We start from the raw sequence: 16,432 nt of genomic DNA on the forward strand, positions 1-16,432 counted from the left end.
CTTCCGTTTGCATACGGCCGATAAACTGCTAAACACTTTACCTATGTTTATCAAGGCGTGAACTGCGGGTTTTTATCTTCTCGGCGAACGGTATAAACACCTCAGTGTTTGGATTGATAAATCGATTGAGCATGCAAAAGCAAAAGAGTCGCAGTTTGAGCAAACGTCAGAACGCGGGATTCATTAGATGAGGCCGAAATGCCGCATCGCCGTGACGGTGCCGTCGTGTGCGACATCGTCGGTCACGTAGTCGGCGACCGCCTTGACCTCGGGCATGGCGTTGCCCATGGCGACAGCCGTCTCGACCGCAGCGAGCATGCCCAGGTCGTTGCCCGAATCGCCAAAGCCAAAGGTGCGCGCATTTCCCTCGCGGCCCAGGTACGCCAGCGCTCGCGCCACGCCCACGCCCTTGTCAATGCCCTTGGGGCTCAGCTCGCGATTCTGACCACCGGTATTGCACAGCTCAAACTCGCAATCGATAAAGCCGTCATCGTTGGCTACGCGAGCCAAACTGGGCGCAGTGAGGCCTACCTTGCCCACGCGCAGACGGCCGTCGACGCGCATCTCCTCGGTGCTGTGCGCCACAGAAGTGCCAATCAGAGACGACTGCTCAACACCCGCGGGTTCCAGGGCAAAAGTAGCCACGTTGGTCTCGAAAAAGGCCTCAATCCCTGCCGCGGCCATACGGCGTGCAAGCTCCTCGATAACGTCCTCGCCAAAGCAGTCCTCGTGTACCACGCGTCCCTCGACCTCGAGCGTGGCTCCCGCCATGGCAACGATGCCCGCGGGGTCGAGCGCACGCAGGCTATCGGCGATAAGCCACAGGGGGCGGCCCGTGCAGATAAATGCCTTGTGCCCTGCATCGCGCAGTGCACGGAACGCCTCAACCACCGTCTGCGAGGGACGAACCGCCGAAAAGTCCTTATCGGTCATATCGTCGGGATCGAACGACGTCAGCGTGCCGTCCACGTCAAAAAAGAGCACGGCGGAATCGGGGCACGCATCAATCATATGGGTTCCTTTCGAGGATAAGGGCAAACGAAGCATCCATCATATAATGGAGCGACGCAACCAGAGAGGTCACCCATGGAATTTTACGCAAGCTGCCCCGAGGGCTTTGAGTCCGCACTCGCCGATGAGCTTAAACGCCTCGGGCTTTCGCATGTCCGCCGCCTGAAGGGCCGCGCCACGTTTGAGGGCGAGCTCGAAGAAGGCTACCGCGCCTGTCTATGGTCGCGCCTGGCGAGCCGCGTGTTCGTGGTACTCGGACGCTTTGAGGCACAGGATGCCGACGAACTGTACGATAGCGTTTACGACATCGCCTGGGAGGGCATTGTTCGCCCCGGCGCCACCATCGCCATCACCGCCCGCGGCGTGACCGAGCAGCTGCGCAACACGCGCTTCTCGGCCCTGCGCGCCAAGGACGCATTGTGCGACCGCCTGGCCGAGACCACGGGCCGTCGCGCCGATGTCGATGCCGCCGACCCCGACGTTCACCTGCTGCTTTCGCTGCGCCAGCGTCGCGCGAGCATCAGCCTGGACCTTTCGGGCGACCCGTTATTCAAGCGCCTGCCACCCGCCGCGACCCGCGCCGGCGAGGGCGCGCACGTGCTGCGCCCCGACTACGCCGCCCTGGTGCTGGCGCAGGTCGGCTGGACCGCACTGTGCGAGCGCGAGCTGACGGCCGACGATTACGAGAACGAAGCCCTGCCCACGCTGGTCGACGCCTCGTGCGCCGGCGGCGGCCTGCTGTTGGAGGCCGTGAACATTCTGACCGACCGCGCCCCGGGCGCCGCACGCGAGCGCTGGGGCTTTGAGGGCTGGCAGCTGCACGACGCCGCTCTGTGGGAGCATTTGCTTGCCGAGGCACGCGAGCGCGAGACCGCGGCGCGTGAGCGCCAGGCGTGCATCGTCGCCGTGGACATTGACCCCGCCGCCCGCAAGACCGCCGAGCGCATGGTCAAGTGTGCCGGCTACAAGCGCTTTGTCGATTTTTGCGCCGCCAAGTCCGCAACCGTACTGGACCACGCAGGCACTGTCGCCGGCGCCGCCGTAGTCGCGGATACGACCGAGACACCGCTTTCGCTCATGCACGACGCCATGACGCTGGTCGGCGAGCTGCGCCGCGCGCCCGAGCTCACTTCGGCGCCGGTCGCCGCGCTCACCCGCGACGGATTGCTGGCCCGCGCGCTCCACGCCGAGCCCGAGCGCTCGATTGCCGTCATGCCCAACAACGAGGAGGCGACCGTCGAAGTCTGGCCCTCGCTCGACCACGCCGCCGCAGCGTTTGAGGCTTCGACCAGCGCAGATGCCGAGGAGCAGACCGCAGACGCTCAAGACGAAGCCGCCGGCACCCCCATGCCCGAGCCTGCCGCCACGCTCGACCTGGGCGACGGCAAGCCGCTGCCCGTGCTCATCCCCGAGTCCGAACAGTTCGCCAACCGCCTGCGCAAGAACGCCCGTCTGCGCCGCAAGTGGGCCAAGCGCGAGGGCGTGAGCTGCTACCGCGTCTACGATGCCGACCTGCCCGATTACTCCGCCGCCATCGACCTGTACGAGGGCTGCCCGCAGACGCCGGGCCGCTGGCTCGTCATCGCCGAATACGCCGCGCCCAAGACCATCGACCCCGCACTGGCCCAGGCCCGCATGCTCGACATCTTGGCCATCGCGCCGCGTATCCTGGACGTCCCGGCCGAGCACGTGCACGCCAAGGCCCGCATGCGCTCGCGCGGCGGCTCGCAGTACGGCAAGCAGGGCGCCGGCAAGGGCGCATCGGGCGAGCGCGCCAACATCGCGCGCCGCCGTCTGCCGCTCATCGAAGAGGGCGGCCTTACCTTTGCCGTCAACTTTGACGACTACCTGGATGTGGGCATCTTCTTGGATCACCGCGTCACCCGCAACCTGGTGCGCGAGCACGCCAAGCAGGCGCGCCGCTTCCTCAACCTATTTGCCTACACCGGCACCGCCACCTGCTACGCAGCCGACGGCGGCGTCGAGGAGACCGTGACGGTCGACCTCTCCAACACCTATCTGGACTGGGCCGAGCGCAATATGCGTCAGAACGGCTTTGTGGGGCCGCAGCATCATTTTGTGCGCGATGACGTGCTCGCCTGGATTCGTGACCAGCGCCAGACGCGCAACCGCTGGGACCTGATCTTTGTCGACCCGCCCACGTTCTCGAACTCGTCCAAGATGGGCCGTCGCACCTGGGATGTCCAGCGCGACCATGTTGAGCTTTTGGCCGGCGTGTCGCGCCTGCTCGCACAGGGCGGCCATGCCATCTTTAGCTGCAACCTGCGCGGCTTCCGCCCCGAGACGCGCAAGCTCGCACGAGCGGGCGTCGTGCTGGAGGACATTACGGCACAGACCATCCCCGAGGATTTCGCGCGCAACCAGAAGGTGCACCACTGCTATATCGTGCGCCGCCTGCCCATCGAAGATGCCATGGCCGAGGTCGGCTTTAGCGCCGAGGAGATTGCCGAGCGAACCGAGGAGCTGCGCAACCCCGAGGCCCGCAAGCCTCGCGCGGCAGCGCCCGCGCACGCGCAGGCAGGAGACCGAGGTCCACGCGGCGACGGCAAGCCCTCCCCCGCCGGCAAGCCCAAAAAGAAAAAGTTCTACGCCAGCAAGCCCAAGGGCAAATAACAAAGTTGCGGTGGAATAGTTCCTAAAAATGCCTGGTAAAGGACCAAACAGGAACTATTTCACCGCAACTCATATTGGGATGGTGGTTGGCGATCTAGCCTTGGGTGACCAGGCGATAGCCGATACCCACGTGCGTTTGGATATAGCGCGGGTGCGCGGGGTCGGACTCGATCTTCTTGCGCAGCGTGCCCATAAAGACACGCAGGCTCGCCAGGTCGCTCTTAGTTGCCGTACCCCAAATCTCGTGCAGGATAAACTGGTGCGTCAGCACCTTGTCGGCGTTGTGCGCCAGCAGGCACAAGAGCTTGTACTCGATCGGCGTCAGGTGCAGTTCCTCGCCATCCATCGTGGCGATGCCGGCATCAAAATCGATATGCAGCTCGCCGGTATCGAACGAGCCCTCGGAGGCAACGCCGCCCGTCTGTGCATACGAAAGACGCCTGAGCGTCGTGCGGATGCGCGCGAGCAACTCCTCGACCGAAAACGGCTTGGTCAGGTAGTCGTCGGCGCCGGCATCGAGCGCGCGAATCTTGTCCGCATCCTCGCTGCGCGCCGAGACCACAATAATCGGCATGCCCGACCATGTGCGCACCGACTCCACCACCTTGACGCCATCCATATCGGGTAGGCCCAGATCGAGCAGCACAATGCTCGGCGCCTGCGATGAGGCGGCGGCGATGGCAGCATGGGCGGTCTCCACGGCCATATGACGCAAGCCGTGCGCCTCGAGCGCAGCAACGATAAGGTTGCGGACGGCGGGATCGTCCTCGACAACCAAGATAAGCGGTTTTACGGCAGAGTTCGGCACGGCGCTACTCCTTATCAAACGAAACATCGGCGACGGGAAGCTCAATCGTAAAGACCGAGCCGTGCGGGTCCGCCGCGGCAACCTCTATGCTACCGCCATGCGCCAACGCAATGGAGCGGCAGAGCGAAAGACCCAGGCCCACGCTGCGGTGGCTGTCGGCCAGACCATGGTTGGCGGTATAGAACGACTCAAAGATCCGCTCGCGATCCTCGGGCGCGATGCCCGGGCCATCATCGGCCACCGAGCACGCCACGTGCCCATCGTCGACACCAATTGAAATCACGATATGCGAGCCTGTGGGCGTATAGGTGATGGCATTGTTCACCAGGTTCACCACGAGCTGTACCATCAGACGCGCGTCGACGTTAACGAGCGCCGGTTCATCGCACGCTACCACCTTAAGGTCGTGCTCGCGCACGGCCGGACTTACGTGGCGCAGCGCCTCCTCGACGATATCGTCCATGAGCTCGAGCGTAGTCGACAGGCGCATACCGCCGCCCTCGAGCTTGGTGATGGCAAGCAGGTTCTCGACGGTGGCGTTGAGCCATTGCGCATCCGAGCGAATGGACAGGAGCAGGCCGCGACGCGTCTGGGCGTCGAGCACGGCGGTGCCGGTCGAGCCCTGGTCGAGCAGCACATCGGCATTGCCCGAAATACTGGTGAGCGGCGTGCGCAGGTCGTGCGAAATGGAACGCAGCAGGTTGGCGCGCAGCTGCTCGTTTTTGGCGAGCACCGCCGCCTCCTCGCGGGCCTCCATGGCACGGGCGCGGTCGAGTGCCAGCTCGCCTTCGCTCACGATGGCATCGGCAAGTGTCCGCTCCTCGTGCGTCAGCACGTCGGGCTCGGCAGCAATAGCCAGCACGCCCACCATCGAGGCGGGGTCGCCCGAGCGCACGAAGCCGTCGCCTGTGCGAACCGTCAGGTAGATACCATAAAACGCCGAGCCGCCATAGGTGGCATCGAGCGGCGTACCCACATAGGCGGACGCCGAGAGTCGCGGCGGCATCTGCGGCGCCAGCTCGTGCACCGGCGCGGCATCGCCCACGGCCGTGTATGTCGCACGCGGCAGCAGGTCATCGCCCTCGGCGTCGGCGCCGTACCACACGACCGGACGGCCCGAAAGACGCGCCAGCTGCGTGGCCATGGCGTGGACGATCTGCTGTTCGTCGGCGCAGCGCTGCAACATGCGGTTGGTCTCGAGCACCATATGCGTGCGGCGGTCGCTGGCGGCAGCCTGTGCCAGGGCGCGGCGCAGGGCCAACGCAATCGAGCTCGACACAAGCGAGACCACGAACATGATGAAGAACATGCCGGGATAGCCGCGGTCGATAAGCGACAGCGAGTAGCGCGGGTCGACAAACAAGAAGTTGTAGAGCGCCACGGCGGCAGCCGAGCTCAGCAAGCAATACAGGCGACTCCAGGTAAAGAATGCGCACAACTGAACGGCGAACACATAGACGATCATGATGCTCGGCGCGAGACCCGGATGATCGAGCAGCGCGCCCACAATCGTCGCCGCGACCAGCAGCCCCACCGATACGCAGGCGTCATACAGAGGAGTGCGGCGCATCAGCGTTGTGCGCCGCCACCAAAAGCTATCGGCAATATCGCCGTCCGTACGGACGTCCATCAGCGCCCCGCCCCTCTCTCAAAAACAAAAACCACCACAAAGGGAACAGGCACCTTTGTGGTGGTTTCCCTTGTGGTGGTTCCAAGTGTAAAGCCTTCTACGACCGGCAGTCGCTAGACAAACAGCACGTGCGCGAGCAGTGCCCACACGCACACCGCTCCAAATACCAGTGCCACGATCGAGATCACGCGGTCGGCCATGTCCATGTTGGCACGATTCGTAAAGAACCGATCTTCGGCGGCATCGACGCGCGCCTCACGCACCATTTCGACCACCGCCTCGCGGCCATCGAGCGCCTTTGCATCCATGTTTGCCTCCCCGGCCTCATGCTTATCCATCAAAAACTAACTCCGTGTAGCCACCGGCGTCTACGGCCGCTCGTTGGGAGCCAGGCGCTGCATCTTATTCACGGCCTTGAACTTGGTGAACAGCGGCACGTACTCAAAGCTCACGTTGGAGTTCTCCAGGCCGTACCAACGCGCGGGCGTGCCGGCGGCGCGGCGGATGATGTACTTGAGCGTGATGGCCGTACGCTCGCTGGGCTCTACATCGCTTTCGGGCGCCAGAAGCTTACGGATCAGGACGAACTTGAACGTGCCGATGTTACCCGGATCCTTGTAGACCGAGTAGTCATGCGTCTGCGGCGGCAGCTCGCCGGTGGCAGCCAGGTCCTGAACAACCTGACGCAGGTAGGCATTGACGCGCTGGTTGATCTTGTAGCCCAGGTACAGATGCACGCGGAACACGTAGTCGGTGCCGAACGTCTCGACCGAATAGGCAAAGGTATGCGGTTCGTCCATGGTCTCGACGTTCACAAACCACCAGGCGTGGGCACGCTTGGGATGCTTGTCCAAGATCGAGTAGACAATATCGCGGTCGATGTAGTCGGTATGGGTGTCCTTGGTCAGGTACACGACGTTGTCGCTCATGCGCTCGTAACGGTCGTCGTCGCGCAGGCGCTTGAGCTGCGGCAGGTAGCTGCGCAGCGGCAGCAGCGTAAACTGGCGCTGCTCGACCGCCGTGCCGTTGTACCAGCACACCATAATGCCCATGATGAGTGCAGCCATGAGGATGGTGAAGTAGCCGCCGTGGAAGAACTTGGTGAGCGAGCTCACGAAGAAGAAGCCTTCGAGCAAAAGGAAGAAGGCCGCGAAGATCCACGGAGCAACCTTGAGCTTGCGCTCCTCGTGCAGGTAGAAGAAGAGCAGCAGCGTGGTGCACATCATAGTCAGCGTAATGGCAAGGCCGTAGGCGGCTTCCATATGCGCCGAGTTCTGGAACAGCAGCACCACGATGACGCAGCCGACAAGCATGACGTTGTTGACCATGGGGATGTAGAGCTGGCCCTTGGTCTCGGCAGGGTAGAAGACCTGCATGTGCGGCATAAGGTCCAGGCGGCTGGCCTCGGACACCAGCGAGAATGCGCCGGTGATGAGCGCCTGCGAGGCGATGATGGCCGCGATGGTGGAAAGGCCGACGGCAAACGGGCGCAGGCCCGGGGCGAGCATCTGGTAGAACGGGTTGAGGTCGGCAATGCCCATGAGCTCGGGGTTGGCAGCGTTGTTCATAAGCCAAGCACCCTGGCCCATATAGGAAAGCAGCAGGCAGCACTTAACGAACGGCCAGGTGGCGTAGATGTTGCCGCGGCCGACGTGGCCCATGTCGGAGTAGAGCGCCTCGGCACCGGTGGTGGCGAGGAAGCAGCTGCCCAGAATCATGATGCCCGCGTGGTTGTTGGGGCTTAGCAAAAAGGCGATGCCGCGCACCGGGTTGAGGCACAGCAGCACGGCGGGGTGCTGGAAGACAAAGAACAGACCCGTGCCGCCCAGGAACAGAAACCACAGCGTCATGATGGGGCCAAAGGCGTGACCGATCTTGGCCGTACCGATGCGCTGTACCAAGAAGAGCGCGATGATGATGGCGAGCGTAATGGCGACGACGCGGCCCTGGTCATCGCCCAGCACGGCATGGACCGCCGGGATGGTGCGCAGGCCCTCAATGGCCGTGGTAACGGTAACGGCCGGCGTCAGGATGCCGTCGGCGAGCAGCGCGGCACCACCCAGCATGGCGGGGATGATAAGCCACTTGCCGCAGCGCTTGACCAGGCTGTACAGGGCAAAGATGCCGCCCTCACCATGGTTATCGGCGCGCAGCGAGATGAGCACATACTTGATGGTGGTCAGCAGCGTGACCGTCCACACGACAAGGGAGAGCGCGCCAAGCACGAACTCCTCCGTGACGCTTCCGATGCCGCCGTTGCCGGCAACGAGCGCCTTAGTTACATACATAGGGCTGGTGCCGATATCGCCGTACACCACGCCCAGCGTGACGAGCATCGCCGAGATGCTCACAGGAATCGCAGCGTGCGAGGCTGCCTCCTTGGCCTTTTGTTCCATAAGCCGGTTTCCTCCCAACTTTAATGTTCGAAGGGATTATAGGCAATCGGCCCATGTTTGAATGCACTGTTTTCCCAGCTAGATAAAGATTTATACAGTCTTTAGGCTACCGCGGCGATATGGAATGTGACAAAGGGACTGTCCCTTTGTCGCATTGGCTACTTGCCGAGCCAGTTTTTGAACCACCACTCCATGGAACGGCTCATCTCGGCCATAAAGGGACTCGTGTGCTTGCGGGTGTAGATATCCACGACGCGCTCCCCCACCTCGCGGGCATGCGGACGGAACATCGCGTCCATCTCGGCCACCTGCGCGTCCATAGTCGCAGCATCGGCGCGGCAGTAGCGCTCCTCGTGCACCAGGTTCACCACGGGATGCGCAATGGCCGGACGCTCCTTACGGGGCGTGCCGATGATGAGCATCGACAGCGGCATGGTATAGGGCGGCAGATCGAGCAGCTCGGCAACTTCCTCGGCATTCTCGACGATATCACCGATATAGCAGCTCCCCAGCCCCAGGGCCTCGGCGGCAACCACGGCGTTTTGCGCGGCGATCACGGCGTCCTGGGCCGCGATGGCAAAGTCGCCCAAACCCGGCGCACGGCGGGGCGCCTTGCCCGTGCGCTCGACGAACTCGGGCTCAAAGCAGCCCACGTGCTCAAACAGATCGATCCACTTGGCATAATCGACCACAAATATAAGTGCCCAGGGCGCCTTGGCGATCATGGGCTGGTGGTCGCACAGGTCGGCCAGACGGTCCAGCGTAGCCTGCTCGCGAATACTCACGATGGAATACATCATCATGGCGCCCGCCGACGGTGCGCGACTCGCCGCATGCAGAATCGCCGCACGCTGCTCGTCGGTCACCGCCACGGGGCGGTCGTCGTCATCACGCGCGAAGGCACGCGTGGACGAGCGGTGCTCCAAGATGTCCAGCACCGCGTTACCCGTAGTCTCGACCGGATAACCGTTCGCATCCACGCCCGCAGCTCCGCCGCAGTGCCCGGCACCCGTCATACAAACCTGCTCGCTCATCGCCCTACCCTCGCCATTTCTTTAAGAAGCCTTTACGTTTCCATGTAATTCCCGTCCATTATCGCGCAGGTCGCCACCACATTGCGCCGCACCGCCACACATGCGCGTTAATATGGCTGGTTGTTGTGCGCAGCCCGCAAATGCAGCGCATATTTAGGTAACAATCGGGTAAACCCCCGCTTTCGTAGGTTTTAGTTTGTGAGGAGTCTCAGCATGTTCGCTGCCGCCATCTCGCTCGTCGGTCTTGCGGCGACCGTCTACCTTGTCTTGCGCGAGGCAAAGGCCATTCGCGCACAGTCGGGCACCGTCACCAAGGGCGCCTTCGCCTGGAGCGTCGCCTTCGGTCTGTTCCAGCTCTTTTTGACCATTTGGGGCGCCGTGGGCCTCGTCGCCCAAAACGAGCCGCTCGCCTTTGTGATGCTCATCCTGACCAACGCCATCCTCACCGGCTGCGCCTGGGCCAGCATCGCCCGCGATCGCATCGCCCCGCGCGTCTTTGCGTTCGCCGGGCCCGACGCCCCCGCCCCCACCGGCAAGCTCGCCCGCCTGCGCGGCGCCTTTGTGGGCAAACCGCTCGTCGCCGCCGTCCTGTGCCTGCTGCTCGCCGGCGTCTTTGCGCTGCTGGGCATGGAGGTCTCGTCCAACCACGACTTTACCTGGGTCTACCCCCTGTGCATCCTGCTCGAGTGGGCCATCATCACCACGCTCATGGTCGGCCTGTTCTTCCTGTTCCAGCGCCACGGTGCAGCTCCCGCGGTCCTGGCCTTTGCCCTCTTTGTCCTGGGCATTGCCGAGTTCTTCGTCATCACGTTTAAATCCATGCCCATCCAGCCGGGTGACCTTTCGGCCATCTCCACTGCCGCCGCGGTCGCCGGCACCGGCTACACCTTCTCCATCTCGCTGTTCTGCGTGCTGTCCATGGGCTTTACCGCCATCGCCATGCTGCTGTGCGAGTACGCCGGCCTGGTCGCACCGCATCGCCAGAAGGGCGCCGCCAACGCCAAGCGCATGCTGCTCACCAACCTGCTCGTAGCGGTGCTGTGCCTGGGCGGCGTGACCGCGCACGTCACGCTTATCGACTACTACAACACCCTCGGCATCACCGTCTACACCTGGCGCCCGCTCGAGAGCTACTGGCGCGAGGGCTACCTGCCCGCTTTCATTAGTGCGGCGCAGTCCATCAAGCCGCCCAAACCCGCCGACTACTCCGTCGACGATGCCAAGGCCACGCTCAAAAAGTACGCCAAGGCCTACGACAAGTCCGACGCGGCCAAGAGCGACGAGCGCGCCGCCGCAAAGGAGCAGTTCGACAGCGAGAAGCCCACGGTCATCGCCATCATGAACGAGACCTTCTCGGACCTATCCATCTACCAGAACATGCGCGCCGGCTACGAGGGCCCGCAGTACTTTAAGAACCTGTCCAACTGCCTTAGCCGCGGCAAGCTCTATGTGAGCGCCTACGGCGGCGGTACCGCCAATACCGAGTTTGAGTTTATGACCGGCAACTCCATGGCCAACCTGGGCTCGGGCGTGTACCCCTACACCATCTACAATATGGAGACGACCGGGAACCTGGCAGAGCAGTTCAAGTCGCTCGGATATTCCACCACGGCCATGCACCCCAACCACGCCACCAACTGGAACCGCGAAAACGTCTATAAGGACTTTGGCTTTGACCAGTTCCTGTCCATCAACGATTTCCAGGGCGCCGATACCCTGCGCGGGATGGTGACCGACCAGGCTACCTACGACAAGATTCTTGAGCTGCTCGACCAGAACGCCGATCCTCAGTTTATCTTCGACGTGACCATGCAGAACCACTCGGGCTACGACACGGGCCTGCTGCCGGTCGATAAGCAGATGCATCTGAATATCGACACGACCGACCTGGACGCCAAGACCGTCGAGGACGGCACGCTCTCCGATGTCGACGAGTATGTCTCGTGCATCGAGCAGTCCGACCAGGCGCTGCGCTACTTCCTCAACGCCTTGAGCAAGCTCGACCGTAAGGTGGTCGTGGTGTTCTGGGGCGACCACCAGCCGTTCTTCCCGTCCAAGTTCAACGACAAGTGGTTTACCGGCGAGGACGATGCCACGCACCAGGAACGTCTGTGGCAGACCGACTACATCATTTGGGCCAACTACGACGTTGCCGGTTGCAACCAGACGAGCGAGGTCGACGACCTGTCCACCAACTACCTGTCCACCCAGCTGATGCAGCTGATCGGCGCACCGCTGACCGACTACCAGAAGGCGCACATGACGCTGCGCGAGTCGCTGCCCGCCATCAACTCCGTGGGCTACGAGGACGCCAGCCTGCGCTGGGCGCTCTCCTCCAACGTCACCGGTGACGACGCCGCCGCAGCAGCCGCCACCAAGGCGCGCGAGGATTACGCCAAGATGCAGTACTACGAGATGTTCCGCGACGGCAAGAACGTCTATACGGAGCACTTCCAGACCGAGGCCAACGAGACCGACCCCAACCTGGCACCGGGTACGACCAAGATTAAGTAGCTGCTAGCTGCTGAGCCACAACTGAAACGTCTGTCCAGGCGGAGGCATATAAGGTTCCCTGCTCGGACAGTCCTGCGCAAGACGGAGGCCACATTAAGTGGCCTCCTTTGCGTGCGGAACTCGTGATGAACCTTATATGCCTCCGCCTGGACAGACGCCCTGTTGTTGGAGCGCAGCTTGTCATAGGGGCGATGGAAAATGTCGCCCCAGACGCTTGCCACGGTTGCGTCCACAAGTGTCAAGAAAAAAGCCTCGAGAACTTCGAGGCTTTCACATTTGTATTGTTTTGCACGAAGGACCGCGAACGGCGAAGCTACTCGCCCAAAACGGCCTTTTTGGCGGCTGCAGCCATGTTGTCCAGATCTTCCTTGGTGGGGTGATCCTTTGCGGCAACCCAGTTGTCGAGCAGCATCTTAAAGCGGGCATTGTCGGGATCTTGCTCGAGCATGGCCTCGTAGCGCTGCTTGACCGCGGGACCCATCTTGCCCTGGCACATTGCCCAGCCCGCAAGCTCAGCGTCATCAGCCAAATTGGAGGTCACGCGATCGATAATCTGCTGATAATAGCTCTGATCGGCACCAAAGCCGCAGGTACCAAAGAGGAAAACGCGCTTGCCGTGCAGGGCGGAGAGCAGCGCCGCGACCGAAGGCGTGCACGCGCCCTTGTCGCACCAAAAACCGACGAGCACCGTGTCGGCCGCGCAGGCACCCTGCGCCTCGAGCGCTACCTGCTCGGCATCCGCATCGTCGCTCAACGCCGCGGCATGGACAAACTCAACGCCCGCAGCCTGCAGAGCGCGCTTGATCGCGCCCGAAACCATCCTGGTATTACCGCTCTTGCTGTTAACCACCAAAGAGCACGTCATAGTCACGTTGCCTCGTTTCCCCAAAACCAAAGCCACTAATGCAATTTATTAGAAGCATATCTTAGTACTAAAACCACAGATGTAAACCAACTTCTGCTGATTGACGGCACAGCTGACATCAATAGGCAAATACGCCCGCAGCGCAAGCCCCAAAATTCATGCGGGAACCGCGGTACCGTCAGAAAATGCAGGAGGAAATTTGACGGTCCCGTTAATAGATTTTGTGACAAGGGCATGACAGGGGGACAGGTCATTCGTCAGGTTTCTGACAGACGATATGAGCGGGACATGAAAATTGGAAGCCCCTCCTGCATGCATATCCGCTGGTAAGGCCTGGCCCGGTTTTCACCATCGCACGCGGCGGCCGAGCACCCATCCAACGCCCAAGTCAAAATACTCAGTACACTGAGTAATTTCACTCACTATACTGAGTATTTTCTCAATTTGCTCAGGCTAGTTAAACAGCGGCACCTTATCGAGCAGAAAATCCTCCACGGTGCACGCCCCGGCCGCCGCCCCTCCCACGACGATCCGCTTGGCTCGCGGATATTTTTTTAGGAGCGTCGACATGCCACTCTGGCCGGACTCTCCACCGCTTTTGACCTCGATGGCGCTCAGCGCATCATCCCTTCGCAGCACAAAGTCGACCTCTTTGACGCCTTCACGCCACCACATGACCTCAAAACCCTCTTCCGGCGCGCGCGCAAGCAGTCGTGCACCCACTGCCGATTCCACCAAATGACCCCGCCGCGCCGAATCCTCCAGCCATTCTGCTCGGCCCTTATCGCCGAGCGCCGTCATAAACGCCGTGTTATAAACCATGAGCCGCGGGGTGCTTCGGCGCTTTGCGAGCTCCTTGTCACTGAACTTGGGAATCGCCGTAACCAAACCGGCCTTGCCCAGCAGGTCCAAATACCCGGCGACCGTGACCGTGTTACCGGCATCCTGCAGCTGGCCTACCATTTTTGAATACGAAAGCTCCTGCCCCGAATAGCTTGCCGCGAGCCAAAAGAGCGCGCGCATCAGCGCCGGTTTGCGGATATTCTCCAACGAGAGAACATCGCGCGAGATCGCCGGCTCGACGATCGCATCTCGGATATAGTTTCGCCAACGGGCGTCATCGGAAACCAGCGGCGCCGCACCCGGATATCCACCGTGATAGAGATAGTCTTCAAAAGAAAAGCCAAAGGCCTCGCTGCACTCGCGATAGGACCAATGCGGCGACCGAATGAGCTCGTAACGGCCCATAAGGGATTCTTCCAAGCCCTTATGCAGCAGCAGCGACGACGATCCGGTCAAAATGACCTTGAGCGGCGTCCCCTCCCGGCGATCCCGGTCGTACAATCCTTTGACGACCGTGGACCAACTCTGCACCTTTTGAATCTCATCAACAACGAAAACGGCCGGGACCTTACCTCCAGACGTGAGGTTTCTTGCCTGTTGCCACTCGATTTGCAGCCAGCTGGCATCGGGATTCACAACATCGTCCGCATTGGCCACGTGACAGGGCATGTCTGCATGGTGCAACGCCTGCACGAACATGGTCGACTTTCCCGTTTGGCGGGGCCCGATTATAAATTGCATCAACGGATTATTCGTTTCCCGCATCCTCTGGGCTATCACGGCAACTTGATGGCGCTCAAACATGTCAATCTACCTCCTTGTTTCTTAAATACTCAGTATACTGAGTAAAATCACTCAGTATACTGAGTATTTTTAGAACCGGGAGGTCGAACCCGCCAACTTAACTCCCTTCACCAGCGGGTTGCCGCCGCCCCCTCCGCGAGTCGAGTTTCTGGCCCTTCGTGCTCACTCGATATATAAAAACTGCCATAGCCATATCGAAAAACCGGTATAGCCGGTCCCATCATCGAACCATCGCGAATGGGCCACAGGATTTCGCGATGGTTCGCAAGCTTTCGCGGAGATTCGCGACAAATCGAGAACTGATACGCATCTTTTTGTTCAGGTTGATTTCCGATCTCAGCCGAACACATTAGGCGGACAGGCCGTTCCCGCAGCTAGCCGAACGCCCCCGAGGCCCCATCCGGGCCCCGGGGGCGCCGTTTTCCCAGTTGAAGGAACGGTGGAGATGTGTTTCGATGGGTCCGGTGGCCATGCTCCGCCCTCCGCCCGGCACCTCTTCCCAGACTCAGCCGGACGGTCGGTCAGTCTATTCCGTTTTGCCTTCAGGCTAGGCCAGCGGGGCATCGCCCCTCTCTGCGCGCGCCCTCTCGATGAGTCCCGGCGTCAGGTCGAGCTCGGCCAGAGGCACATCCTCCACGCCGTAGGCGTCAAGCAGCGCCGCCGCATCGTCCCCGAGCATCGCCCTGAAGGCGCGCGCGGGCGTCGAGAAGCCGAGCGCGCCGCGGGGCTCGGAGTTCACGTGCGACATGGCGAGCGCCATGTCGGCCGGGGATAGCCGGTCGAACCTGAGCCCGGCGCCCTTGGGCAGCAGCTTCCTGATCTCGACGTGGTTGCGCTCGCAGGCGCCCTTCTGGTCGCTGCGGCGCGGGTCGCAGTAGAACAGCCTCGTCTCGCCGGGCCCCTCGCCGAGGAGCGCGGCGATCGCGCCCTCGTCGGAGAACTCGGCGCCGTTGTCGGTGAGCACGGCGCGGAACACGCGGCGCGTCCCGCCTGCGCCGAGGACCGCCCGGACGCCCTCCAGGGCGGCCGCGACGCACCCGGAGGTCTTCTCCCCGAGCAGGAGCGCCAGCTGGAGCCTGCTGGGGCGGTGGAGCAGCGTGAGCAGGCAGGCCGAGTCCTCCCTGGCGCCCTCGACGGTGTCCATCTCCCAGGCCGCGGCGCACGCGTCCTCCCCGAGGGCGAGGAACGCGGCGTGCGACCTGCGGGCGGAGTGGCGCGTGGCCGCCCGGCCGGCGGCGCGCCTCCTCGGCCTGTAGCCGACCTTGCGCCTGAGCTCCATGTTGGTCATGCCGTCGTAGCCCGCCGCGACCCAGCGGTAGATGGTCGACGGCGACAGGTCCACCGGCCCGCCGTTGCACGCCGCCATCTGCTCGGGGGACAGCCCCCGGCGCAGGCAGCCCCTTATGGCCTCCAGCCTGGCCGCCGCGGCCGGCTCGTCGGCATCGATCCCGCGCCTGGACGAGACGAGCACCGAGTCGGCGCACAGCTGCGCGGCGCGGGCCTCGTAGAAGACGTGCGGGCGGCGCTTGCAGCCCATCGCGCGGTAGCGGCCGCACCCGTTGCAGCAGCGCGGCCACGCCGCCAGGCGCGGGCAGGCCGACGACAGGTCGGTGTCGGCGCCCACGCGCTCGCCGCGCCTGGGCTTCGGCGCCGTCACGAACCTGTGCGACGCCACCTCGGCGCTCACCGTCGAGGGCGACCTGCCCAGCTCCCTCGCGATCTCCCTGCACGAGGCCCTGCGCTCCAGCATCCTCTGGACCGTGTCCCGCTCGTGCCTCGTGAGCCTTCCGTAGGCCCTCGGGGCCGCTTTCGCGGAACCCTTCTTCCTCTTTCTGGACATGCCGTCCTCCGATCTCCCGGGGCCGGCCGGTCCGGCCCTCAGGGTATCGGGTT

At 62.7% G+C, this 16,432-nt stretch carries 11 protein-coding genes; 2 read left to right on the forward strand and 9 right to left on the reverse strand.

The annotated features are described in order from the left end of the window. Nucleotides 1–183: 183 nt before the first annotated feature. Nucleotides 184–1,011, reverse strand: coding sequence for an HAD-IIB family hydrolase (locus OIL88_01210; GenBank protein HJI71005.1), 828 nt, complete (start codon nt 1,009–1,011; stop codon nt 184–186). Nucleotides 1,012–1,086: 75 nt separating this feature from the next. Here OIL88_01210 and rlmKL point away from each other — a divergent pair, with 75 nt between their 5' ends. Then, nucleotides 1,087–3,645, forward strand: coding sequence for a bifunctional 23S rRNA (guanine(2069)-N(7))-methyltransferase RlmK/23S rRNA (guanine(2445)-N(2))-methyltransferase RlmL (rlmKL, locus tag OIL88_01215; GenBank protein ID HJI71006.1), 2,559 nt, complete (start codon nt 1,087–1,089; stop codon nt 3,643–3,645). A 94-nt stretch (nt 3,646–3,739) separates the two neighbouring features. On the opposite strand, the gene OIL88_01220 is transcribed toward rlmKL, so the two are convergent. The 5 genes from OIL88_01220 to OIL88_01240 form a co-directional block, all read right to left on the reverse strand. Beyond that, nucleotides 3,740–4,453 carry a response regulator transcription factor gene (locus OIL88_01220; GenBank protein HJI71007.1) on the reverse strand — a complete coding sequence of 238 codons (714 nt, stop codon included), beginning with the start codon at nt 4,451–4,453 and terminating at the stop codon, nt 3,740–3,742. Between the two features lie 4 nt (nt 4,454–4,457). After that, on the reverse strand, nt 4,458–6,083 hold the full coding sequence (locus tag OIL88_01225; protein ID HJI71008.1) for an ATP-binding protein: 1,626 nt from the start codon (nt 6,081–6,083) through the stop codon (nt 4,458–4,460). A gap of 113 nt (nt 6,084–6,196) precedes the next feature. After that, nucleotides 6,197–6,421, reverse strand: a complete 225-nt coding sequence (locus tag OIL88_01230) for a hypothetical protein (GenBank protein HJI71009.1) — start codon at nt 6,419–6,421, stop codon at nt 6,197–6,199. 30 nt (nt 6,422–6,451) lie between these two features. Beyond that, the gene (locus OIL88_01235) at nt 6,452–8,479 is read right to left on the reverse strand and encodes a KUP/HAK/KT family potassium transporter (GenBank protein ID HJI71010.1); all 2,028 of its coding nucleotides are present in this window, start codon (nt 8,477–8,479) and stop codon (nt 6,452–6,454) included. A 158-nt stretch (nt 8,480–8,637) separates the two neighbouring features. Continuing rightward, the gene (locus OIL88_01240; GenBank protein HJI71011.1) at nt 8,638–9,513 is read right to left on the reverse strand and encodes a nitroreductase family protein; all 876 of its coding nucleotides are present in this window, start codon (nt 9,511–9,513) and stop codon (nt 8,638–8,640) included. Nucleotides 9,514–9,726: 213 nt separating this feature from the next. On the opposite strand from OIL88_01240, the gene OIL88_01245 reads away from it, so the two are divergent. Then, nucleotides 9,727–12,027: a sulfatase-like hydrolase/transferase gene (locus OIL88_01245; GenBank protein HJI71012.1), complete on the forward strand. Its 2,301-nt coding sequence runs from the start codon at nt 9,727–9,729 to the stop codon at nt 12,025–12,027. Between the two features lie 313 nt (nt 12,028–12,340). On the opposite strand, the gene OIL88_01250 is transcribed toward OIL88_01245, so the two are convergent. The 3 genes from OIL88_01250 to OIL88_01260 all read right to left on the reverse strand — a co-directional run bounded on the left by OIL88_01250 (nt 12,341) and on the right by OIL88_01260 (nt 16,379). Continuing rightward, nucleotides 12,341–12,892 (reverse strand): flavodoxin family protein, encoded by a 552-nt coding sequence (locus OIL88_01250; GenBank protein HJI71013.1) that lies wholly within the window; start codon nt 12,890–12,892, stop codon nt 12,341–12,343. 453 nt (nt 12,893–13,345) lie between these two features. Then, nucleotides 13,346–14,539 carry an ATP-binding protein gene (locus OIL88_01255; protein ID HJI71014.1) on the reverse strand — a complete coding sequence of 398 codons (1,194 nt, stop codon included), beginning with the start codon at nt 14,537–14,539 and terminating at the stop codon, nt 13,346–13,348. Nucleotides 14,540–15,086: 547 nt separating this feature from the next. Continuing rightward, a complete protein-coding gene (locus tag OIL88_01260) occupies nt 15,087–16,379 on the reverse strand; it encodes an IS30 family transposase (GenBank protein ID HJI71015.1) in 1,293 nt (430 codons plus the stop codon). Between the last annotated feature and the right edge of the window lie 53 nt (nt 16,380–16,432).

Source organism: Coriobacteriaceae bacterium (assembly GCA_025992855.1).
Taxonomy (GTDB): Bacteria; Actinomycetota; Coriobacteriia; order Coriobacteriales; family Coriobacteriaceae; genus Collinsella.

What these genes read in the sequence shown, in the direction of transcription:
- OIL88_01210 (HJI71005.1), bottom strand. Translation starts at nt 1,011, where the DNA reads ATGATTGATGCGTGCCCCGATTCCGCCGTGCTCTTTTTTGACGTGGAC.
- rlmKL (HJI71006.1), top strand. Translation starts at nt 1,087, where the DNA reads ATGGAATTTTACGCAAGCTGCCCCGAGGGCTTTGAGTCCGCACTCGCC.
- OIL88_01225 (HJI71008.1), bottom strand. Translation starts at nt 6,083, where the DNA reads ATGGACGTCCGTACGGACGGCGATATTGCCGATAGCTTTTGGTGGCGG.
- OIL88_01230 (HJI71009.1), bottom strand. Translation starts at nt 6,421, where the DNA reads ATGGATAAGCATGAGGCCGGGGAGGCAAACATGGATGCAAAGGCGCTC.
- OIL88_01235 (HJI71010.1), bottom strand. Translation starts at nt 8,479, where the DNA reads ATGGAACAAAAGGCCAAGGAGGCAGCCTCGCACGCTGCGATTCCTGTG.
- OIL88_01240 (HJI71011.1), bottom strand. Translation starts at nt 9,513, where the DNA reads ATGAGCGAGCAGGTTTGTATGACGGGTGCCGGGCACTGCGGCGGAGCT.
- OIL88_01245 (HJI71012.1), top strand. Translation starts at nt 9,727, where the DNA reads ATGTTCGCTGCCGCCATCTCGCTCGTCGGTCTTGCGGCGACCGTCTAC.
- OIL88_01250 (HJI71013.1), bottom strand. Translation starts at nt 12,892, where the DNA reads ATGACGTGCTCTTTGGTGGTTAACAGCAAGAGCGGTAATACCAGGATG.
- OIL88_01255 (HJI71014.1), bottom strand. Translation starts at nt 14,539, where the DNA reads ATGTTTGAGCGCCATCAAGTTGCCGTGATAGCCCAGAGGATGCGGGAA.
- OIL88_01260 (HJI71015.1), bottom strand. Translation starts at nt 16,379, where the DNA reads ATGTCCAGAAAGAGGAAGAAGGGTTCCGCGAAAGCGGCCCCGAGGGCC.